This is a genomic window from Nannocystis punicea (genome assembly GCF_026965555.1).
Taxonomy (GTDB): domain Bacteria; phylum Myxococcota_A; class Polyangia; order Nannocystales; family Nannocystaceae; genus Nannocystis; species Nannocystis punicea.
In genome coordinates, this window is record NZ_CP114040.1 from 11,368,381 (window position 1) to 11,389,222 (window position 20,842).

Here is a 20,842-nt window from a genome sequence, read left to right on the forward strand (position 1 = left end):
CGGACCCCCGCGAGGCGCAGTCGCGAATTCGCGAAGCGACACCCACACCCTTCGCGCCACCAGCACGCCCCAAAGCACATGCCCCGGAGCACATGCCCCGAAGCACATGCCCCGAAGCACATGCCCTCCGATGATAATAATTAAACGCTCCACATCGACTGCACGCGCGTCTTGACCTTGCGCCGGGCCTCGCCGAACCCCGGCAGGTTGGCGAGCGGCTTGAGCGACGGGCAGCGGTCCACCCACTCGACGTCGATGAGCACCGAGTCCGCGGCCTTCTGGAAGTACACCAGCGCGTCCTCGTAGAACCCGCGGGCGCAGTAGATCTCGACCGCCAGCTGGCAGATCAGCGTGTAAAGGCGCGGGCTCACCCCGTCGGCGATGATGCTGAGGACGTACGCGTCGAGCTCCGCCTTGTCGAGCTCGCCGAGCAGGCCGCGGGCGTAGCCGACCGAGAACTTGGCGAAGCCGACCATCACCTCGTCGCGGATCGAGTCGAGCACGTCGCGCACGCGGTCGAGGTCGCCGTACCAGCCGGCCACGCGCAGGCGGATCTGCGTCGTCGGGTTGCGGTAGCGGGCGTCGGCCTCGATGCGCCGGAGGATCTCCTCGTACTCGACCAGCTCGCCGCGCAGCGCGTGCACGCGGGCCACGTCGAACAGGCCGACGAACAGGCGCGGCTCGAGGTCGACCGCCAGGCGGGCCCGCGACACCCCCTCGCGGGTGTTGCCGGCCTCGACCTGCAGCTGCGCCAGGTACTGGTGCGCGTGCGCGTAGGTCGGCGCGATCTCCAGCGCCTTGACCAGCGCCTGCACTGCGTCGCGCCACTCGCCGGTCTGCACCGCCAGCATCGCCTTCGCCAGGTGCGTCTCGGCCAGGTCGCTGGCGTCGGCCAGCGCGCGGGCCAGCGCCCGGCGGGCCTCTGCGGCCCAGTCGCGGTCGGCCGGCGCCTCCGAGAAGGCCGGCAGGAACCACGCGCGCATGCAGGCGACCGCGTAGCTGGCCAGCGCCGGGCGGAACTCGGGCGCCAGCTGCATGCACGCCTCGAGCAGCTCGATCGCCCCGTCCTCGCCGAGGATGTGCAGGCTGGTGATCTTCCGCCGCGCGCGCAGGTACAGCGCCACTGCCTCGGCCGGCGCGTCGCCGCGGGCCGCCACGGTGTTGAGCTCGACGCGGAGCGCCTCGGCGATCCGCTTGCTCATGCGGTCCTGCATCTCGAACACGTCTTCGATGCGGCTCTCGAACCGGTCGCTCCACAGCTGCGTCCCGCTGGCGACCTCGACCAGGCGGGCGAGCACGCGGATCTGCGTCGGCGAGCACTGCACCGTCGCGTCGACCACCGCGTCGACCCCGAGGTTGGTGCCGATCGCCCGGGGGTCGCGGTTGTCGCGGTACTGCGCCGTCGCGCCGCTGCCGAGCACCCGCAGGCCGCGGGTCCGCGACAGCACGTCGATCAGCTCGTCGCTCAGCGCGTCGCCGAGGTAGCTCTGGTCCGGCGGGCCCTGGTAGCGGAACGGCAGCACCGCCAGCGCCCGCTCGGTCGACGGCACCGGCGCCAGCGAGCGCATCGCCGACGTCGGCAGCGTCGAGCGGCCGACGTTCGTCGACGCGCCCGCGGACCCGCCCGCGGTCGAGTTCAGGCGCCCGCTCGCCATCGTCGACGGGGCCGGGACCGTCGTCGCTCTCGGCGTCAGCGCCCCGGTCCCCACGATCGTCGTCGCCTCGCGGTGGGCCTTGGCCGCCATCGCCGCCAGCACCGGCGCCACCGCCTGCGGCGCCGCCGACTCGCCGACGCTGACCAGCCACGCCCGCAGCCGCTCGGCCACCGCGGTCGCGCCGGCCGGGCGCTCCTCTGGCTCTTGGGACATGCACTGAAGGACCAATTCGCTCAGCACCGGCGGCAGGTCGGCGTGCACCGTCCGCGGGTCGGGCGGCGGCTCGGTCAGCCGGGCCAGCGCGATCGTCAGCGGCGACACCGGCCCCGACGCCCGCGCCTCCCCGGCGAACGGCAGCGCCCCGGTCAGCATCTCGAACAGCATCAGACCGACCGCGTAGACGTCGGTGCGGGTGTCGACCGGCTTGCCGGAGACCTGCTCGGGCGACATGTAGAGCGGCGTGCCGACCAGCCCCTGCGTGCGCCCGCCCTCGTCGGTCAGCGCGCGGGCGATGCCGAAGTCGGTGAGCACCACCCGGCCGGTGTTCTCGATCAGGATGTTGGCCGGCTTGAGGTCGCGGTGGACCACCCCGGCCGCGTGGGCCGCCGCCAGGCCCTCGCACACCGCCAGCATCACCCGCGCGGTGCGGGCCGGCTCGAGGGCCAGGCGCCGCCGCTCGCCGTCCTCGCGCACGCGCAGCACGTCCTGCAGCGTCGTGCCCTCGATGAACTCCATGGTGATGAAGTGCGTCCCGCCGGCCTCGCCCATGTCGTGGGTGCGCGCGACGTTGGGGTGGGTGATCCGGCGAGCCAGGCGGACCTCGCGGCGGAACCACTCGAGCTGGTCCGGGGCGCGCGTGATCTCGATGTCGAGCACCTTGAGCGCGACCACGTCGCCGACCATCGCGTCCACGGCGCGGTACACCGCCCCCATCCCACCACGACCGACCAGCCGCTCGACCCGATAACGCCCGGCGTAGAGCTCGCTCGTGTCGGCGAGCGGCGCGGTCGAGGTCGCCGTCGGCGTCGCGGTCACGCCCTCGCCGAGCAGGGTCTTGTCGAGCGGATCGAACTGCTTGACCACCGGCGCGAGCGTAACAGACCAGGTTGCGCCTGGCAGCGCGCCGGCCCGGGGCCGGAGAGCGCGCCCCCGGGTGACCTCGAGCCTGCTCGGCGCCCCGCGCGCAACCGCGAACTTCCGCCCCTGACTGTCGCTCCCGCCAGCGACGCGCCGCGCAGGCCACGCCGAATCACCGGCCCGAGCCGCAGCGGCGAAGTGCGCGCTCTCGTCCGCGGCCACGCGCGGCGATCGGCGGCGAGGATCGGCCGCGCGTCGGGCCGCCCCGACGGCTGTGCTACGTACGCCGCATGCACGACCCGGAGCTCGCGCTCGCGATCGCCGCCGCCCACGCCGCCGGGGCGGTGCTCCTCCGCCACTTCGAGGGCGTCTTCGAGGTCGAGACCAAGTCCTCGCCGATCGACCTCGTGACCTCGGCCGACCGCGCCGCCGAGGCGGTCGTGCTCGAGGCCCTGCGCAGCGTCCATCCTGACCATTCGTTCCTGGCCGAAGAGTCCGGTCTCTCCGGACATGACCCGAAGTACACGGTCTTGCCGGGCCCGGGCGAGCTGCGCTGGATCATCGACCCGCTCGACGGCACCACCAACTTCGCCCACGGCTTCCCCCACTTCTGCGTCTCGATCGCCCTGTGCGACGCGGTCGGCCCGCGGCTCGGCGTGATCCACGATCCGATCCGCGGCGAGACCTTCGTCGCCGTGCGCGGCCACGGCGCGCGGCTCGAGCGCAACGCCCGGCCGGGGCGGGCGCTGGCGGTCTCGCGGCCCGAGCGGTTGCAGCAGGCGCTGATCGCCACCGGCTTCTCGTACCAGCGGGCCACCACCCGCGACGACAACCTGGCCGAGTTCTGCCGCGTGGTGCCGCGGGTGTGCTGCGTGCGGCGGGCCGGCAGCGCCGCGCTCGACCTCGCCTACGTGGCGGCGGGGCGGCTCGACGGCTACTGGGAGTACCACCTGCAGCCGTGGGACGTGGCCGCCGGCGCGCTGCTGGTCCACGAGGCGGGCGGTCAGCTGCGGCGGCTCGACGGCGCGCCGTGGCAGCTCGGCTGCGCCGACGTGGTCGCCGCCGGCCCGACGCTGCTGCCGATCCTGCTCGGGGAGCTGCGCGCGGCCCGGATCGAGGCGCCATGAGGACGAAGCAGCAGGCCCGCGGCAGCTCGCGCCGGACCCAGCGGCTGTTGCTGTGGTGCGCCGCCACCGACCGCACCTTCGAGCGCGCGGTCGCGGCCGACGGCCGCGCGGTGCTCACCGGCAAGTGCATCCACTGCAACGCCCGCCACACCCTCACCGAGGAGGGCGCGCCGCTGACCTCCGCCACCATCGAGCACATCGTCCCGCGCGCCCACGGCGGCACCGACGCGCTCACCAACCTGGCGATCGCCTGCGCCCGCTGCAACATCGGCAAGGGCCACCGCCTCGACGACCGCCCGTGGCACGACCCGACCCTGCAGCGGGTGATCGCCACCCTGCAGGAGCGCCGCACCGCCCGCATGCGCCCGGCCCCCGAGTGGCTCGACCTGCCCCCGCTGGCCCCCGCTGGCGACGGCGCGCCCGACGACGAAGCCTGAGCTCGCGGCCTCCCCTGTCCCTCGGGCCATCTCTCCGCGGCCCGAGACCGACGGCCCCGCGGGCGCGAAAGCTCGCCTGTCTCTCGGGCCATCTCACGGCTGGCCGAGACCGACAGCCGCGGAGCGGTCGCCTCTAGCCTGTCCTTCGGGACATCTCAGTGACGCCGAGACCGACAGCCCGCCGAGCGGGCGCACGATCTCGCCTGTCTCTCGGGTCATCTCATCGCGGCACCGAGACTTACGGCACCTCGAAGCGGGCGAGTCTTCTCGCCTGTCTCTCGGGTCATCTCATCGCGGCGCCGAGACTTACGGCCCCTCGAAGCGGGCCAATCTTCTCTCCTGTCCCTCGGGACATCTGCCGACGACGTCGAGACCGACCGCCCCACCGAGCGTGCGCGTGATATCGCCTGTCTCTCGGACATCCCCCGCGTCCCGCCGAGGCCGACCACCCCGCAACCTCCCCTGTCCCCTGTCGTGCCCGAGGCGCCCGTCTCGTGAGACCTCCCGCGAACCCATTCCCAGCGGCAGCCGCGCGCCGTCGCCCTGCTCGAGGTCCTCGAGCCTCGCCAGCCTCGCTACACAGCCTCTGCCTCTCCTCACCCTCCCGTCCTCGCGTCTCGCGCGGCGCCGCGCCGGAATAACCCCCACTCCCTCGCGCGTGACAGCACCGACCGCGCGCGCCGAGCCGCGGCCGAAGATGTTTTTCAGAGCATGTCCGATGGGACATCTCGCCACCACGTGCGCGTGCAGGCCTGGGCGCGGGCCGCACGCGGCCGGAGGAAGCCAAGCCATGACCTCGATGCCTTCCAGCCCTGCCGGCCCGCCCGGCCACCTCTCCTCTCAGCGGCGCACCCGCGCCTTGACCCTCGCGGTCGGCCTCGCCGGTTTGACCGTCCTCGGCCTCGCGGTGTGGCTACCGCCGCCGGCCGACGCCGGCGGCCAGGCGATCCGCGGCGCCGGCCTGTTCGCCCTGCTCGCCTTCGGCTTCCTCCTGCTCGGCGCCCTGCTGCGGCGGGTCCAGCTCGGCTGGCACCGGTCCTTGCGCGGCCTGTTGGTCGGCGCCGGCGAGGCGGTGTGGCGCCTCAGCCTGCGCCTGTGGCCGCGCGAGCCGGCGTCCGACGCCCAGGCCCCGCCGATGCGCCTGGGCGAGCGGATCGCCCTCGTCGCCGGCCTCGGCCTCACCGCCCTCGACGTCGTCCTCACCACCTTGCTGCTGCGCGACGTCTTCCCGGAGCCGCCGTACCGCTTCGACCTGTTCGGCCTGCTCTCGCCCGAGGCCGCCGAGTGGTCGTTCTACGTCGCAGTCGCCGCCTTCAAGGCCGTCCTCGAGGTGTGGTTCGGCGTGTTCGACACCATCCGCGGCGGCGGCAGCACCCTCCGGTGGTTCGTGCTCGGCGGCGCCTCGGCCTTCGACGCCGCCCTGGCCGCCTCGCGCGGCCTCGTCCTCGCCGAGCAGGGCCTGGTCGGCTCCTCGGTCATGGTCAGCAACATCATCTTCATCGGCTTCGGCCTCGCGGTGCCGTGGGTCGCCGCGCACACCGGCGGCCTGCTCGTCGGCGCCATGGACGGCTGGCTGGCCCGGCTCGGCGTCCTGCGCCTGATCTCCGCCCTCCCGCGGATCGCCGTGCTCGCCCTCCTGTGGCTGGCCGCGATCGCCCTCGGCGCCCCCGCGGTCGCCCTCGTCCTCGCCGTCGGCATGCTGGTCGCGGTGTGGTCGGCGCTCGACGACGTCATCGCCACCATCCTCGGCCACGACGACGGCGCCCACGCGCTGGCGCTCCCGCTCGAGGTCATGCAGGCCGCCGACGAGCCGTCGGCCGGCCCGCCGCACGTCCCCCTGCAGATGACCGGAAGTGTCCCGTGAGACATGTCCCTTCAACCACCTCGTTCACGTCGAAAGGAGCTGTCCCATGAGCCACCTTCAACCCCTCGCCGCGCTCGGCGGCCTGCTGCTCGGCGGCGCCCTCCTCGGCGGCCTGCTCTGGTGGCAGTCCGGCCTGCAGCCCGCGGTGTCCAGCGACGACTGGCGCCCGCCCTGCGTCGCCCGCCTGGGCAAGACCTACGCCGAGTTCGGCCCGACCGTCGCCGTCGACGAGCGCCCGGCCCGCAACCTGCTGTTCGGCGTCGACCGCAGCGGCAGCAACCGCGAGCTCGCCGACGCCCAGCTCGACGCCGCGGTCGCCTACGCCGCGACTCTCGAGCCGGAGTCGGGCGTCGGCGTGCTGCTGATCACCGACCGCAGCGACCGCTCCACCACCCCGGACATGCCCTTCGAGCCAGGTGAGGTGGGGCGCCGCTGGACCGCCGCGCCGGTGCTGTGCGACGGCTGCAAGCCCGACAGCCTGTTCCAGCAGAAGTGCCTCGAGCAGCTGGACGTCGCCCAGGACCGCCGCGTCGGCGAGCTCAACGCCGTCGAGGACGGCCGGCGGACCCGCCTGCAGGAGGAGCGGGCGGTGCGGATCCACGACTGGCGCGACCGCGTCGCCGGCTACACGCCCAAGCCCGGCACCTCGCTCCTCGCCTTCTTCACCAAGCTGGCCGACCTCCCGCCGGTGCGCCGCGAGCCCGAGCGGACCACCGTGGTCGTGATGTCGGACCTCGAGGCCAGCCAGGCCGGCGAGCGCAAGCAGCTCGACAAGTTCGAGCGCGCCTACCGGGCCTCCGGGACCTGCCCCGAAGCGTCCTGGCTGCCGAAGGGCATCTCCGGCCTCGAGATCGCGCTGGTCCAGAGCGTGCGCGACGGCATCGACGCCGACCTGTGGGCCCGCCGCTGGGACGCCGTGCTGACCTGCGCCGGCGCCCACGTCCGCCGCCACCGCTACAGCGCCGCCGTCCCGCTGCGCCAGCTGCTCGACGAGCCGGCCGGCCCCGCGATCGCCCTCGCGGACTGACCCTCAGGACATGCTCTCGAAAGCATGTCCTTTCGAACATACCATCACGCAGCCGGCACCCGCTCCCCGACGCCCGCGACGCCGGGCCACGCCGGCGCGCCCCTGTCCGCGTCCTCGCCGCCACCGAAGGACATGTCCTCCAGGACATGTCCTTTACTTCGCCGTCAGCACCCCGAGCTCGTGCAGCCACGCGAGCATCGTCGCCGGCCAGGTCGCCATCTGCGGCATCCCTGGCCGCTGGGCCAGGCCGACCCCGTGGCGGCCGTCGTCGTACAGGTGCAGGCGGGACGAGGCCCCGCGGGCGCGGGCGGCCTCGTCGTACAGCTCGCTGTTGTGGAACACCACCTTCGTGTCGCGGCGCGAGTGGACCAGCATCGCCGGCGGCGCGTCGGCAGTCACGCGCTGCTCGAGCGACAGCCCCTGCACCAGCTCCGGCGTGGCCGGCTCGTCGCCGAGCATGCTGCGCTTGCTGCGTTGATGGGCCCAGCGGTCGTCGAGGGTGACCACCGGATAGACCATGACGATGAAGTCGGGCCGGCAGGACACCTGCTCGAGCGGGTCCTTGCCGGCCAGGTCGCCCTCCTTCGGGCACGCCGTGGCGACGAACCCGGCCAGGTGCCCGCCCGCGGAGTAGCCGATGAAGCCGATCTTCTTCGCGTCGACCCCGAGCTCGGCCGCCTGCGAGCGGACCCGCTGGACCGCGCGCCGGCCGTCGGCGAGGAAGTCGCGGTGATGGTAGTCGTCGCCGCTGACGCGGTAGCGGAGCACCACCGCCACGAACCCCTGCTCGCTCAGCCAGCGGGCCGTCGGGAACGCCTCCGGCCGCAGCCCGCCGGTGTGCGCGTAGCTCCCGCCCGGCGCGACGATCGCCGCCGCCCCGTTCGACTTGCCCGGCGGCGGCAGGTAGTAAAAGAGCTCCGGCTGGTCGGCCTTCGCCGTCCCATGGGCCCCGGGCGCCCCGTCGGGCCACAGCAGCTCGCGCCGGGCGAAGTCGCGCGGCGTACAGCCCAGCGCGATCACCAGCCCGAATGCACATGCCCCCAAAGACATGCCTTTAAGGACATGTCTCATTTGCCAGCCTCGGCTTCGATGTGCGCGCAGTACGGCCCGATCTCGGCGCGGAAGGCGTCCGTCCAGGCGCACGGGCGCTTGGTCTCCGGGTCGACGCGGACCACCGTGCGGCGGCCGGTCGCGTGGTCGACGTCCTGGTCGAGCGGCATCACCCGCAGGCCGAAGGTCAGGCTGGTGCGCCCGAGCCGCTCGACCCACACGCGCACGCGCACCTGACCGGTGCCGATGACCGGGCGCTGGTAGTCGAGGGAATTCGCCCGCACCAGGTGGTACTGGTCGGGGTTCGTGTTGAAGTCGAGGACCCCGGCCCAGCCGAGGTGGCGCCAGAACGAGCCGATCGCGTGCTCGAAGAGGAGCAGGTAGCGGGCGTTGTGGAGGATGTGGAAGGCGTCGAGGTCGTCGAAGTAGACCCCGTGGATCGTCTCGTGGAAACGCATGACCGTCCGCGAGCGGTATACCGCAGGCCGGGCCCGGCGCGGACCCCGATCGGGGCGCCCGCCGGCGTGTCCGGACACTCGTTCGCGTGTCCGCGCGGCAGCCCTCACACGGGCCGCCGCGGCCGCCGCCATGGTTGTGAGTTATCGTGATCGCAGCGCCTCGGGATGGACGCTCGCCAACACCACGCCCGCCAGCAATTCACCCGCCTCGCGGCCGCCCCCGATCACGCGCTCGACCTCGGCGAGACGGCGCTGTGGATCGGCGCCGAGGAGGACGGGCCGGTCGACGTCGAGGACTACCTGGCCCGGCTCGACGGCCTGGCGGCGACCTTGCGCCAGCGCCTCCAGCCCGACCACACCGCGCGCGAGCGGCTCGACCAGCTGCTCGCCTACGTGTTCCGCGAGCTCGGCTTCCACGGCAACGAGTCCGACTACTACGACCCGCGCAACAGCTACTTCCACCAGGTGCTCGACCGCCGCTGCGGCCTGCCGATCTCGCTGGCGCTGCTGCTGATCGAGCTGGCGCGGCGGGTCGGCCTGCGCGTCGCCGGGGTCGGCTTCCCGGCCCACTTCCTCGCCGTCGACCTCGACCTGCCGCAGCTCTACATCGACCCGTTCCACGGCGGCCGCCTGCTGACCGAGTACGAGTGCCGCGTCATGCTGCGGCAGAAGACCCAGGGCCGGGTCGAGTTCGATCGCAACCAGCTGCGCCCGGTCGGCGGTCGCCAGCTGCTGGTGCGCATGTTGAACAACCTCAAGAGCGTGCACCTGAGCCGCGGCGACCTCGAGCGCGCGCTCGCGGCCAGCGACCGGATCCTCCTGCTCAGCCCCGGCGCGGCCGAGGAGTACCGCGACCGCGGCCTGTGTCAGCTGCAGCGCCGGGCCTACCGCGCCGCGGTCGAGGACCTCAACCATTACCTCAGCCTCGCGCCGATGGCCGACGACCGCCAGCTGATCGCCGCGCGGGCCGCCGAGGCGCGCAACAAAGCCCGCCTGGTCAATTGACCAGGCGGGCGCTTTGGGGGGCTCACACGTCGTGGGCCATCTGCAGCATCTGCGGGATGAAGTGCATGCGCACCTTGATCATGCTCTCCCACTTGCGTTGCGTCCGGCTCTGCACGCCCTCGTGATCGGGCTTGAGGGCGTCGCCGGACACCGTGTCGTTGTCGAAGTCGAACATCTTGGTGGCGCCCTTCTGGCCCTTGAGGGCGGCCTCGTCGGCCTCGGCGTCGGTGCGGGCGGCGGGCGCGGCCCAGGCGGCGGTGGAACAGAGCATCAACGAAGCGACGACGATGAAGCGCATGCGAATCTCCTGTGCGTGGGAGGCAGCAACGCCGGCCCCGGGGCGTCGGTCTACGTGCTATGACTTCGCCGTGCGCCGCGTCGTCGCCGTCGTCTTCGCCCTCGCGCTCGGGGCCTGCGCCGAGAAGTTGCCCGAGGCCCACGTCATGCCGCTGGTCGGCGCCGAGCAGAGCTTCGGCCGCGAGGTCGCCGAGCTCGGGGTGGTCGACGGCTTCACCCGCAACCTCGCCGCCGACGCAGTGCTGCTCCGCCCCGAGCCGCAGCCGGCCGCGCAGGCGCTCGCCGGCCCCTCCGGCATCGACCTCACCTGGGAGCCCGCCTTCGCCGAGGTCGCCGCCTCCGGCGACCTCGGCTACACCACCGGCCCCTTTCAAGCGCACCAGCGCGACAGCGGCGAGGTCAAGCACGGCCACTACGTCAGCGTGTGGCGCAAGGAGGGCGACCGCTGGCGCGTCGTCGTCGACGGCGGCAGCGCGCACCCGCCCCCGCTCAACCTGCCCGACCGCTTCACCCACGCGCCCGCGCGAGACTACGCCCAGTCGGCCGACCACGCCGCCGAGCTCAAGAGCCTGCGCGCCGCCGAGGACTCGCTGATCGCCGGCGTCGCCGCCGAGGGCGGTCGCGCCCTCCTGACCGCCGCCGCCCCGGACCTCCGCTTCTTCCCCCCGGGCAGCTTCCCCGTCACCGGCTCCAGCGCGGTCCAGACCGCCCTGCTCGCCCGCAGCGACGTCCTCACGTACACCCGCCGCGGCGACGGCGTCTCGGCCGCCGGCGACCTCGGCTACGTCTACGGCGAGGCCACGCGCATCGTCAAGCCGAACACCCCCGCCGAGCACGGCGGCTACCTGCGGCTGTGGCGGCGCGACGAGGCCGGCCGCTGGCAGCTCGCCCTCGACCTGACGATCACCGAGCCCCAGACCCAGGCCGCGCTCGAGTCGCACGACGCCAAGCACCAGCCCTGAGAGACAGGTCTCTCAGGACATGTGCTGAAAGCCATGCACATTCGAGCGCGTCGTTGACGGCGGCTCGTCGAGCGCGCCGAGCTCGAGGCGAGCCGAGCGCTGCTCGGCTTCGAGGAGCTCCAAAGAACATGCCCTGAAGGACATGTCCTTCAGGGCATGATTCCGGCGCTCGACCCGCGTCGCCGAGGCCCGGCCGCGCGCCTCGGGCTCAGCCGGCCTTGAACTTGAGGTCGAGCTTGAGGAGGACCTCGTCCTTGATCAGGTCGTCGGGCTTGCCGGGGTACTCGATCTTGAAGTCCTTGCGGTTGATCGTGAACTCGGCCTGGCCCTGCGCGCCCTGGGCGTCGACGGTGACCTTGGCGGGGAAGCGGATCGCCTTCTTCTCGCCGTGGAGCTCGAGCTCGCCGCCGATCTCGTGGGTCACGCCGTTGTCGCCGGCCTTGGGCACGAACTCGTTGGCCGAGAACACCGCGGTCGGGAACTTCTCCACGTCGAAGAAATCGGGGCTCTTGAGGTGACCGGTGAGGTCGGCCGCGTCGGAGGTGACCGAGGGCGTCTTCACCGTCACGCGCAGCGACTCGAGCTTGTCGCCGGCCAGCTTGGCCTCGCCCTCGAAGTCCTCGAAGCCGCCCTTGTGGTCGCCGGTGAGCTTGGCGCCGACGAACCCGATCGAGCTGCCGGCCTTGTCGAGCTGCAGCGTGCGCGCAGCCGCGGCGGGCGCGTCGGCCTTGGCCTCGGCCTTCGTCTCGGCCTTGGCCTCGACCTTCTTCACGTCCTCGACCTGCGCCTTGGGCTTGCCGTCGATCTCCGACGAGCAGGCGCCGGCCAGCGACGCCGCCAGCGCGAGCGACAGCAGCGGATAAAACGTTGTACGTGCCATGGTGCGCGGGACCCTAGCACGAGCCCGCAGCGGCCGGCAAACCGCGGCGGGCGGCCCACCCGACCCGCGACGAATCCTCCGCCGATTGCCCCGCCGCGTGGGCCCTCACGTCGGACTCAACGCCGCCCGGCCTGCAACACCAGCGGATGCCCCGAGAGCTGATCGAGCTGCTCCACCACCTCGCTGTCCTCGCGGACATACGCGTCGAGGAACGTCGAAATCACCTCGACGAAGAAGTTGCGCAGCGCCTCGCCCGGGGCCGTCGCGCGGTGGTCGAGGAACGAGCGCCCGGTGGTCGGATCGTCGGGGTGACAGAACGCGAAGTGATTGGCCCCCGCGAGCAGGAACATGTGGGCGTCCCCACGGCCCCCCGGCAACGCCTCCTGAAAGGTGCGACGGATCAGCGCGAACGCGTCCGACGGCGACGAGCCGTAACGATGACTGCTCGCCGCGATCACCCCGTCGCGCTCCCCGCCGAGGAGCAGCAGCGGCACCTCGCCGGGCAGCGGCAGCAGCGAGTGCTCCGGCCAGCCCAGCGCAGTGAGGGCGCCCGCGTGGCCGGCGTAGGCGAACGCCGCCGCGAGGTTGTTGAAATAGCGCAAGGCCGCGTTCTGCAGCGCTGCGCAGCCGCCGGCGGAGTGACCGCCGAGGACGACGTGCTCGAGATCGAGCAAGCCGGCGAGGATGCCCTCGCACTGCAACCTCGCCAGCTCGTCGAGCAGCGGCCCGATCGTCGTCGACGTCGGCGCGTGACCGAAGCCCGCGGGACTCAGGCGCGAGGCGTCGAGCCCGGGCGTCAGACCGGTCACGCCGGGCTCGCCGGGCCGCAGCTCGCCGACGTACGAGAACGTCACGAACACGTAACCACGATCGGCCAGCGCCTGCGCCAACCAGCGGTAGCTCTCCGGCCCGACGTTGACCCCCGGCAAGAAGATCACCACCGGGAAGGGCCCCGCGTCGGCGTCGGCCTCGACCGCCCCGAGCTCGCGCTCCGACGCCGCGCCCGTCAACCGACCGGGATAAAACACCCGCGCGTGCAACGTGTCGTGCGGCGCCCGCAGCCCCGGCAGCCGCACCGCGCGATGGAGGGCCCGCACGATGCGGGTCATCGCCGCACCTCCGCGCCACCTGTCCCGAAGTACCCATTCACGCGCGCCGCAGCGGCGCCGCCCTCGATCGCGTGGAGCTCGCGTGCCGTCATGCCTGTTCGCCTCCTCGGCGGGTCGCCGATAGTATCCTCCGACCCATGGAAAAAGCCGCCCTCCCGCTCGCCGGCCTGCGCGTGCTCGACCTGTCCCGGATCCTCGCCGGGCCCAGCGCCGCCCAGCTGCTCGGCGATCTCGGGGCAGATGTGATCAAGATCGAACATCCTCTCGGGGACGACACTCGTCGCTGGGGCCCGCCCGACTTTGAGGGCGGCGCCGCCTACTATCTGGCCTGCAATCGCAACAAACGCTCGCGCGTGCTCGACTTCAAGCGCGCGGCCGACCGCGAGGTACTGTTCAGCCTGCTCGCCGGCGCCGACGTGCTGCTCGAGAACTTCAAGGTCGGTGACCTCGCGCGCCAAGGCCTCGACTACGCCGCCCTCGCGCCCCGCTTCCCGCGGCTCGTCTATTGCAGCATCACCGGCTTCGGCCAGACCGGGCCCGACGCCGCCCGCGTCGGCTACGACGCCCTCATCCAGGGCCTCGGCGGCCTCATGAGCATCACCGGGCCCGACCGCGACCACCCCACCAAGGTCGGGGTCGCCGTCGCCGACCTCGGCACCGGCCTCTACGCCGTCGTCGCCGTCCTCGCCGCCCTGCTCGAGCGAAGTCGCAGCGGCCTCGGCCAGCACATCGACCTTGCCCTGCTCGACACCCAGGTCGCCGGCCTCGCCAACATCGCCATGAACTTCCTGTGCACCGGCGAGGTCCCGCGCCCCCTCGGCAACGCCCACCCGACCATCGTGCCCTATCAGAGCTTCGCCACCGCCGACCGCCCACTGATGCTGGCCATCGGCAGCGACCCGCAGTTCGCCAGCCTGTGCGTCGCCCTCGGCGAACCCGCGTGGGCCGTCGACCCCCGCTTCGTCACCAACCCGGCCCGCGTCGCCCACCGAGCCGAGCTGGTCCCGCTGTTGGAGCAACGCCTGTCCCAAAAGACACGCGACGAGTGGCTGCGGATCTTCGCCGCCGCCGCCCCGCAGTTCCCGCACGGCCCGATCCGCGACCTCGCCGAGGTCGCCGCCGACCCACAAGTCCACCACCGCGGGATGTTCACCACCATGGCCGACGGCCACACCCCCTGTTTAAAGAATCCGATCGTCTTCTCGCGCACCCCCATCGAGCACTACGCCCGCCCCCCACGCCTCGGCGAGCACCCCGACGCGACCTGGCGCGAAGAACCTGTCTGAAAGGGCATATCCGCCAAGGCGGCCCCCGCCGCTCGACTTCTCCTCGCGCCCCCATCGAGCACTACGCAACTCCCCGCGCCTCGGCGAGCACCTCGCCGCGACCTGGCCCGAAGAACATGCTTGAAAGATCATGTCCGCCAAAGCGGCCCCCGCCGCTCGACTTCTCCTCGCGCCCCCATCGAGCACCACGCAACTCCCCGCGCCTCGACGAGCACCCGATGACATGTCGCAAAGAACATGTCTTCAAGATCATATACTTTTCAAGCGGCTCCTGCCGCTCGCCGTCCTCTCTTGCACGCCATCAGCCCTATACCCGCCCCGCGACCGACGAGACATGGCCATGGGACAATGTCTTAAAGAACATGTCTTTGACATGCGCGGTCCGTCGCCTTCGCGCGCGCTCCCGTCGAGCACTACGCCCGCGGCACGGCGAGCACCCAGCGCGACGGCGCCGGCGCGAAGGCCCGGCTCCGCGAGTCCTCGATGAGCCGTGCCGGCCCAGTAACCCGAACACTGCCGCAGTCCCGATCCACTTTCCGCCGTCTCGCAGCCGCACCTCATCTCCAGCGTCGGGGCCAGCACCTACCCCGGGTCGAACCATCGCCGTCTCGCGCCGCCGTTGTGACGCGCCCGCCTTCCGCGTATCGTCGCGCGCCGCATGAGCGACGCACCGAAGGACATCGAGGAGCTCCTCGCCATCCCCGAGCTCGCGCCGGTCGCCCCCGCGCTGCGCCAGCGGACCTCGCCTGCCCTGCGCATGCGCCACGGGGCCGGCTTCCCGCCGGCGGTCGACGACACCTCGCCGGGGGCCGACAAGCTCGGCGGCCTCGCCGACGTCCCGCGCTCGCTGGCCGACCCGATCTACCGCCGCCGCAGCCTCGTCCTGCAGCTCGACCTCGCCCGCGCCCACGCCCTCCTGCCCGGCTTGCCGCTGCCGCCCCGCGGCCTCTTGCACGTCCTGCACGACCGCGAGGGCGAGCACGACGACGACCGCGACGTCTCGCTGCGGATCGTCGGCGTCGACGAGCCGCTGCGCCGCGAACCTGGCCCGAAGGTCGGCCACCGCGCGCGCCCCCTGACCCTCGAGCTCGAGCAGACCCTGCCCGACACCGGCGACCCCGAGCTCGCCACCATCGCCTTCCCTGACGACGACGAGGTCACCTACGAGGCCTGGTTCGAGGCACGCGGCGCCCTGCGCCGACCGCCGACGCACCGCCTGCTCGGCTGGCCCGACTGGGTTCAGGACCCCTCCCTGCCCCCGCCTCCCGCCCCCGCCCGCGGCTGGCGGCTGCTGCTGCAGATCGACAGCGCCGGCAACGGCCTCGAATGGGGCGACTCGGGCTGCCTCTACATCTTCGTCCCCGACCTCGACCTCCACGTCGGCCAGCTGGACCGCGCCCACATTTTTATTCAGAGCTGCTGAGCTCAAAAACATGTCCTGCAGGACATGTTCCGCTGTTTCATGGAGAGCGGCGCCACAGCGCCCCGTCGCGTCTTCATCCGCGAGCCCGCACCAGCGGACAGCTCACCTCCGCCGAGCTCGGCGACGCTCAATCAGAGCGCACCCCGGCTCCCCGTACAATCACATGTCCCCGAGGACATATCATCGTTCGATCGCCTTCGATCCCGCGGGCGATCACGTGCCCCTGAAGAAGCCGGCGAGGCCCGCCGCCGAGCGGCGCTCCCCGCACAATCACATGTCCCCGAGGACATATCATCGTGCGATCGCCTTCGATCCCGCGGGCGATCACGTGCCCCTGAAGAAGCCGGCGAGGCCCGCCGCCGAGCGGCGCTCCCTCGCGCAATCACATGTCCACGAGGACATCCGCGCTCTCACGCCTCAGCGCGCCCGCACGCCGAGGCGCGTCACGCCTTCGCGGTCGACGTAGACCCACTCCGGCCCGGCCGCGTCGAGCTGCGCGCGCCGGATCTGCGCGTCCGCCGTCGTCTCCGATCCTCCCGCCGGCAGCGGCTTGTGGTGCAGTGCCAGCGGACCGTCGCCGCCGCGGACGAACACCAGAGTGCGCGCCGTCCCCGACACCAGGACCGCCAGCACGTCCGTGACGCCCTCGCCGTCGACTTCTTCGACCGCGAGGCCGCCGATCTGCGCCTCCTCCGGTCCGAGCCTGGTGTCGTGGCAATCGCCGCGCGGCCCGTCCTCGCCGCCGTGACAGACGCGCAGCGTCGAGCCGCCCTCGTAGCCCGCGGCTGCCAGCAGATCGCCATGACCGTCGCCGTCGACATCGCCCGTCGCCAGCGGTCCTGCGCTCCAGCCCATCGGCCACGTCTGCGGCGCGCTCGCGAACCCGCCGCGCCCGTCGCCCGCGTACACGTACGCCCCGCCGCCCCACGACAGCAAGAGCGCGTCGAGGCGGCCGTCGCGGTCGACGTCGCCGAGCCACGGCCCGATCGCCCCCTCGACCACGAACGGCCCGCTCTGCCCCGCGCCCAGCCCCTCCGGGCCGCCCGCGTGCGTCACCAGCATGCCGGCGGGGTGCAGGTAGACCAGGTCGGCGTCGCCGTCCCCGTCGACGTCGCCGGCCCGTAACGGACCGCTCGCCTCGATCGCGAACGCCAAGCTCGCCGCGCGCTCCCAGCCGTGTCCCCGCGCCCTCCGCAGCTCGCTGACGAACCCCGGCCCATCGACCTCCACCCGCGACCACAGCAGCTCGTCGGCGCCGTCGCCGTCGACGTCGAGCAGCAGCCCGCGCGTGGTCGCGTCGCCTTCCCCTTCAAACATGTCGTATCGCACAGGTCCCAAAGAACCTGTCCCATCGAACCTTCCCACGCCGACGTCGCCGGCACGGCCGAGCGCCACCACCTCGTCGCGGCCGTCGCCGTCGACGTCGCCGAGCAGCAGCCCGCCCGCCTGCGCCGCCCGCAGCGCCCGCGCCGGGTCGGGCGCCAGCACCTGCTGCGGCCCGCCGCGCAGCACTTGCAGGCCGTCGACGCCCGCGGCCGCCAGGTCGGGCGCCCCGTCGGCGTCGAAGTCGGCCACCGCCAGCGCGCGCGGTCGGTTGCTCGCCGTCGTCGTCCCGCCGGGCACCAGCCGCGGCCACCACGGCAGCGGGTGCCCGAGCTGCACCGTCGCCAGCGGCTCGAAGAACCGCTCGCTCAGCGCGATCGCGTCGGTGCGGCCGTCGCCGTCGAGCTCGGCGACCACCACCTCGTCGCAGCGCCCGTCCGACACCGCGACCGCCGGCGCGAACGCGTTCCACGCTCGCCCCGCCGCCACCATCAACCCGTCCTCGCGGCATACCAGCAGGTCGGCGAGCCCGTCGTCGTCGAAGTCGGCGCGCGTCAGGCCGAGCGTGCGCCCCTCCGGCAACGCCCCCGCGATCCACCGCCGCCCCGCGCTGCGGCTCTCGATCACGATCTGCGGCCCCTCCGCGCCGAGCCCGATCCGCAGCAGCTCGTCGCCCACGTGCTCGGCCGAGAAGTCGCCGACGATCACGTCGTCGCTGGCCGCGAACTCGAGCGACATCGACCGGTCGACCAGCGCGAACGCGTCGTCCGTCAGCTCCAGAGTCAACAGACCGGCCCCCGCGTCCGCCCCGGACGTCGCCGCGAACGCCGCCTGCAGCGCCAGCAGCTCGCTCCGACCGTCGCCGTCGCCGTCGAACGCGACCACGCGCCGTGGGTCGCCCGCGAACGCGAACTCGACCGGCGACTCGAACCGCTCGCCGACCCCGCGCGCGCTCCACAGCGAACCCGCCCGCGCCTCGTCAGCGCTCACGTAGCCGGCCCGGCGCCACGTCACCACGTCCTCGACCCCGTCGCCGTCGAGGTCGGCCAGCGCCAGCGCGGCCGCGTCCTCCGGACCGGGCGAACGCACCGGCTCGGCGAACCCGCCCTCCTGCCCGCGCAGCAGGGCGATCTCGCCGCGCTCGCCGTCGCTGACGACCACATCGATCCACCCGTCGCGGTCGACGTCGCGGGCCACCAGCGGCCCCGCGAACCCCGGCCCCTCGGTCGCGAACCACGGCAAAAACCCGAACCCCGGCGCCTCGCGCAGCGGCGTCGCCCCGGCGGCCGCGTCGCGGACCACCACCTCGTCGATCCCGTCGTGATCGACGTCGCCGACCGCCAGCCCGTCCCACGCGCCGGCGTCGGTCGTCGTCCTCGCCCCGGGGGCCGCCAGCGGCAGCCGCGTCAGCGCCGGCTGGAGTCTCGACAGGACCCAAAGCTCATGTCCCTCGAGACCTGTCCTCATCGACATGTCCATCGGGCCCGCCGGCACCGGCCAGCGCCGGGTCTCGCGGGCCGCGCCCGCCCCGTCGCCGAGGATCAGCGCCGCCTCGTCGAGGAGGTCGTCGATCACCGCCAGGTCGAGCGCGCCGTCGCCGTCGAAGTCGGCCGCCAGCGCCCGCTGCGGCCCCGCCCCGGCGTACAGCTGCGGCCCGGGCCGCAGCCCCCCATCACCTGTCCCGAAGAACAGCCTCGCCGCGCCCTCGACCGCGAGGGTGACCACCACGTCGGCGCGGCCGTCCCCCGAGAAGTCGCCGACCGCCAGCGACGTCGGCCCCGCGCCCGCGGCGATCGGCTCGCTGCTCACCATCCCCTCCGCCCCGCGGCGCAGCACCCGGAGGTCGCCGTCCTCATCGTCGGCCACGATCAGCTCGGCGCCGCCGTCTCCGTCGAGATCGGCCGCAGCGATCGCCACCGGCCGCGGCCCCACGGGCACGCGCTCGCCGACCTCGAGCCGCCCGGGCCCGGCCCCGCGCAGCAGCGCCACCGCCCCCTCGCCGGCCAGCGGCGCCGCGACGTCGAGCCGGCCGTCGCCGTCGACGTCGGCGATCGCCAGCCCCGCCGGAACCTGACCGATCGACCAGGTCTCGGCCGCGCCCGACCAGCCCCACGCGACAGTCAGCGTCCCCAGGCCCGGGCTCACCGCCACCCACTCGGCCGCGCCGTCGCCGTCGAGGTCGCGCACCAGCGCCGGCCCGCTCCCGCCGCCGACCCCGAAGCGCTCGCCGGGCGTCGCACAGACCTGGTCGATCGCACATTGCTCCGAGGACAGCTCGCAACCCGCCGCGAGCGCCGCCAGCAGCGCGAGTCGCCCCCTCATTCGCCGATCCGCTCCATCACCACGCCGAAGGTCACCGGCTCGCTCGCGTCGGTCTCTGCGCGCATGAAGTAGCGCCCGGCCGGCAGCTCGAGCTCCTGCACCTCGCCGGCGTACAGCCGCGCCAGCGCCGGCCGCTCGCACCCGCCGCAGCTGCCGATCGTCACCTGCACCGCCGCGTCGTCGCGCAGCTCGAGGCGGAAGCGCCCGGCCTCCGCGACCTCGAGGGCGTGCACGGTCCGCACGCTCACGCCCGCGGCGCCGATCGCCGCCGCGTCGTCGCAGTCGAGGCTGAAGTTGCGGGCCAGGCGGTCGCCGTCCCACGCGACCTCGGGCGCCTCGCACTCGAGCAGCTTGAAGCGATACGCCGAATAGTGACAGTCCGCGCGCTCGGCCTCGAAGTCGCCCACCACTTCCTCGAGCGTCGCCCCGAACACCGCGCGGAACTCCCGGGCCAGCGCGCGGTACGGGTCGGCGTACCAGGTCCGGCGGTAGAACTCGAGGTGCAGCCGCAGGCCGAAGCGGTCGATCAGGTAGCGCGTGAACGCCCCGGCCAAAAAGTAGTACTCGCCCGGCAGCCACAGCGAGCGGTCGCGCAGCGCCGCCAGCACCCGCGGCGCCGGCTCGATCTCGCCGTCCGCCTCGGGCTCGTCGTCGGTCGGCTCGGCGTCGCGGGTCCCGCCCTCGAACGCCATCGCCAGGCCCTCGATGAAGAACGGGTGCGCCAGCCCGAGGTCGCTCGCCGCCGAGTGGACCAGCTCGTGCTCGTGCGGCATCTCGCTGGCGTAGACCGTGCGGACCACCGCGCATGCCGGCATCCCCCCGCACGGGTTGCGCCGCGCGTAGTGCTCCGGCGTCATCCAGCGGAACTCGATCCACGGCTCGTCCGTCAGCGGCAGCCCGATCTCCTCCGCGAACCGCTCCACGAACCGGTCCATGTGCTCGAGCGTGCCCGCGCACATCGTCAGCCCGTCGTCGGCCTCGACCTCGACCTGCCGGCCGCGCGTCTCCGCCGTCTCGAGGCAGCCGAGCAGCAGCAGAGAACATGCCCCTTTGGACAGATTTCTTTTAAAGAAATGTGCGAACGTGCGGCCGGTCGAGGCTCGATGGGACGCGCGGGCGAGGGCGGGGGGCAGCACCGACCATCGCAGGCTACGTCAGCAACCTCGGCCGGATCACCGGCGAGATCAAAAACGCATCAACGGTGATCGCACGGCGGCCCACCCGCCGGCGCATTCATCGGCGCACCGCTCACCGCGCCCGTGGGCACGACCAGTCCTCCGCACCGCGCGATCGGCCGTATGACCGCAACCGCCTCTTCCTCTTCCTCTTCCCGTCCCGAATCGCCGGACCCGCCGTCTTCCTCGAACAGTCCCCGAATCACGGGTGCGGCGCGCTGCTCGCCGCGACGAGTCCTCCTCCTCGCCCCACTCACTTCGTCGCTTCGGCGAGCCGCTCGCCTCGCCGCGCTACCCCGAGCATGTAGAGCCCGTCCCGATTCGCCGGACCCTGCCGTCTGCCTCGAAGGGTCCCCCGAATCACG

Annotated in this window: 16 protein-coding genes; 8 read left to right on the top strand and 8 right to left on the bottom strand. The window is 73.0% G+C overall.

The window, feature by feature from the left end; translation table 11 throughout:
- Positions 1-140: 140 nt before the first annotated feature.
- A complete protein-coding gene (locus O0S08_RS43650) occupies positions 141-2,738 on the bottom strand; it encodes a serine/threonine-protein kinase (protein WP_269035433.1) in 2,598 nt (865 codons plus the stop codon).
- Between the two features lie 284 nt (positions 2,739-3,022).
- On the opposite strand from O0S08_RS43650, the gene O0S08_RS43655 reads away from it, so the two are divergent.
- The 4 genes from O0S08_RS43655 to O0S08_RS43670 all read left to right on the top strand — a co-directional run bounded on the left by O0S08_RS43655 (position 3,023) and on the right by O0S08_RS43670 (position 7,187).
- Entirely contained in the window at positions 3,023-3,859 is an 837-nt protein-coding gene (locus O0S08_RS43655; RefSeq protein ID WP_269035434.1) for an inositol monophosphatase family protein, read from the top strand.
- On the top strand, positions 3,856-4,296 hold the full coding sequence (locus tag O0S08_RS43660; RefSeq protein ID WP_269035435.1) for an HNH endonuclease: 441 nt from the start codon (positions 3,856-3,858) through the stop codon (positions 4,294-4,296). Before O0S08_RS43655 ends, O0S08_RS43660 begins: the two co-directional genes overlap by 4 nt.
- Before the next feature lie 790 nt (positions 4,297-5,086).
- Complete coding sequence (locus O0S08_RS43665) at positions 5,087-6,160, top strand: hypothetical protein (protein ID WP_269035436.1); 1,074 nt, start codon at positions 5,087-5,089, stop codon at positions 6,158-6,160.
- Between the two features lie 46 nt (positions 6,161-6,206).
- Positions 6,207-7,187, top strand: a complete 981-nt coding sequence (locus tag O0S08_RS43670) for a hypothetical protein (RefSeq protein WP_269035437.1) — start codon at positions 6,207-6,209, stop codon at positions 7,185-7,187.
- A 153-nt stretch (positions 7,188-7,340) separates the two neighbouring features.
- On the opposite strand, the gene O0S08_RS43675 is transcribed toward O0S08_RS43670, so the two are convergent.
- Positions 7,341-8,237 (bottom strand): alpha/beta hydrolase, encoded by an 897-nt coding sequence (locus O0S08_RS43675; RefSeq protein ID WP_269035438.1) that lies wholly within the window; start codon positions 8,235-8,237, stop codon positions 7,341-7,343.
- A 17-nt stretch (positions 8,238-8,254) separates the two neighbouring features.
- Positions 8,255-8,695, bottom strand: coding sequence for an acyl-CoA thioesterase (locus O0S08_RS43680; protein WP_269035439.1), 441 nt, complete (start codon positions 8,693-8,695; stop codon positions 8,255-8,257).
- Positions 8,696-8,860: 165 nt separating this feature from the next.
- Between O0S08_RS43680 and O0S08_RS43685 the strand changes: the two genes are divergently transcribed.
- Positions 8,861-9,700, top strand: coding sequence for a SirB1 family protein (locus O0S08_RS43685; protein ID WP_269035440.1), 840 nt, complete (start codon positions 8,861-8,863; stop codon positions 9,698-9,700).
- Positions 9,701-9,722: 22 nt separating this feature from the next.
- On the opposite strand, the gene O0S08_RS43690 is transcribed toward O0S08_RS43685, so the two are convergent.
- Positions 9,723-9,998 (bottom strand): hypothetical protein, encoded by a 276-nt coding sequence (locus tag O0S08_RS43690; protein ID WP_269035441.1) that lies wholly within the window; start codon positions 9,996-9,998, stop codon positions 9,723-9,725.
- 70 nt (positions 9,999-10,068) lie between these two features.
- Between O0S08_RS43690 and O0S08_RS43695 the strand changes: the two genes are divergently transcribed.
- On the top strand, positions 10,069-10,959 hold the full coding sequence (locus O0S08_RS43695) for a nuclear transport factor 2 family protein (protein WP_269035442.1): 891 nt from the start codon (positions 10,069-10,071) through the stop codon (positions 10,957-10,959).
- A 208-nt stretch (positions 10,960-11,167) separates the two neighbouring features.
- Here O0S08_RS43695 and O0S08_RS43700 read toward each other — a convergent pair whose 3' ends face one another.
- A complete protein-coding gene (locus O0S08_RS43700) occupies positions 11,168-11,839 on the bottom strand; it encodes a YceI family protein (RefSeq protein ID WP_269035443.1) in 672 nt (223 codons plus the stop codon).
- 116 nt (positions 11,840-11,955) lie between these two features.
- Positions 11,956-12,948 (bottom strand): alpha/beta hydrolase family protein, encoded by a 993-nt coding sequence (locus O0S08_RS43705; protein WP_269035444.1) that lies wholly within the window; start codon positions 12,946-12,948, stop codon positions 11,956-11,958.
- 137 nt (positions 12,949-13,085) lie between these two features.
- Between O0S08_RS43705 and O0S08_RS43710 the strand changes: the two genes are divergently transcribed.
- Positions 13,086-14,234, top strand: a complete 1,149-nt coding sequence (locus tag O0S08_RS43710; RefSeq protein ID WP_269035445.1) for a CaiB/BaiF CoA transferase family protein — start codon at positions 13,086-13,088, stop codon at positions 14,232-14,234.
- A gap of 658 nt (positions 14,235-14,892) precedes the next feature.
- Positions 14,893-15,657, top strand: a complete 765-nt coding sequence (locus O0S08_RS43715; RefSeq protein WP_269035446.1) for a DUF1963 domain-containing protein — start codon at positions 14,893-14,895, stop codon at positions 15,655-15,657.
- Positions 15,658-16,074: 417 nt separating this feature from the next.
- Here the strand turns inward: O0S08_RS43715 and O0S08_RS43720 are convergent, their stop codons facing one another.
- Together O0S08_RS43720 and O0S08_RS43725 are read right to left on the bottom strand one after the other, a co-directional pair.
- Positions 16,075-19,302, bottom strand: coding sequence for an FG-GAP repeat domain-containing protein (locus tag O0S08_RS43720; RefSeq protein ID WP_269035447.1), 3,228 nt, complete (start codon positions 19,300-19,302; stop codon positions 16,075-16,077).
- Positions 19,299-20,438: a hypothetical protein gene (locus O0S08_RS43725; RefSeq protein WP_269035448.1), complete on the bottom strand. Its 1,140-nt coding sequence runs from the start codon at positions 20,436-20,438 to the stop codon at positions 19,299-19,301. Before O0S08_RS43725 ends, O0S08_RS43720 begins: the two co-directional genes overlap by 4 nt.
- Positions 20,439-20,842: the final 404 nt, after the last annotated feature.

What these genes read in the sequence shown, in the direction of transcription:
- O0S08_RS43655 (WP_269035434.1), top strand. Translation starts at nt 3,023, where the DNA reads ATGCACGACCCGGAGCTCGCGCTCGCGATCGCCGCCGCCCACGCCGCC.
- O0S08_RS43660 (WP_269035435.1), top strand. Translation starts at nt 3,856, where the DNA reads ATGAGGACGAAGCAGCAGGCCCGCGGCAGCTCGCGCCGGACCCAGCGG.
- O0S08_RS43665 (WP_269035436.1), top strand. Translation starts at nt 5,087, where the DNA reads ATGACCTCGATGCCTTCCAGCCCTGCCGGCCCGCCCGGCCACCTCTCC.
- O0S08_RS43670 (WP_269035437.1), top strand. Translation starts at nt 6,207, where the DNA reads ATGAGCCACCTTCAACCCCTCGCCGCGCTCGGCGGCCTGCTGCTCGGC.
- O0S08_RS43675 (WP_269035438.1), bottom strand. Translation starts at nt 8,237, where the DNA reads ATGTCTTTGGGGGCATGTGCATTCGGGCTGGTGATCGCGCTGGGCTGT.
- O0S08_RS43680 (WP_269035439.1), bottom strand. Translation starts at nt 8,695, where the DNA reads ATGCGTTTCCACGAGACGATCCACGGGGTCTACTTCGACGACCTCGAC.
- O0S08_RS43685 (WP_269035440.1), top strand. Translation starts at nt 8,861, where the DNA reads ATGGACGCTCGCCAACACCACGCCCGCCAGCAATTCACCCGCCTCGCG.
- O0S08_RS43690 (WP_269035441.1), bottom strand. Translation starts at nt 9,998, where the DNA reads ATGCGCTTCATCGTCGTCGCTTCGTTGATGCTCTGTTCCACCGCCGCC.
- O0S08_RS43700 (WP_269035443.1), bottom strand. Translation starts at nt 11,839, where the DNA reads ATGGCACGTACAACGTTTTATCCGCTGCTGTCGCTCGCGCTGGCGGCG.
- O0S08_RS43705 (WP_269035444.1), bottom strand. Translation starts at nt 12,948, where the DNA reads ATGACCCGCATCGTGCGGGCCCTCCATCGCGCGGTGCGGCTGCCGGGG.
- O0S08_RS43710 (WP_269035445.1), top strand. Translation starts at nt 13,086, where the DNA reads ATGGAAAAAGCCGCCCTCCCGCTCGCCGGCCTGCGCGTGCTCGACCTG.
- O0S08_RS43715 (WP_269035446.1), top strand. Translation starts at nt 14,893, where the DNA reads ATGAGCGACGCACCGAAGGACATCGAGGAGCTCCTCGCCATCCCCGAG.
- O0S08_RS43720 (WP_269035447.1), bottom strand. Translation starts at nt 19,302, where the DNA reads ATGAGGGGGCGACTCGCGCTGCTGGCGGCGCTCGCGGCGGGTTGCGAG.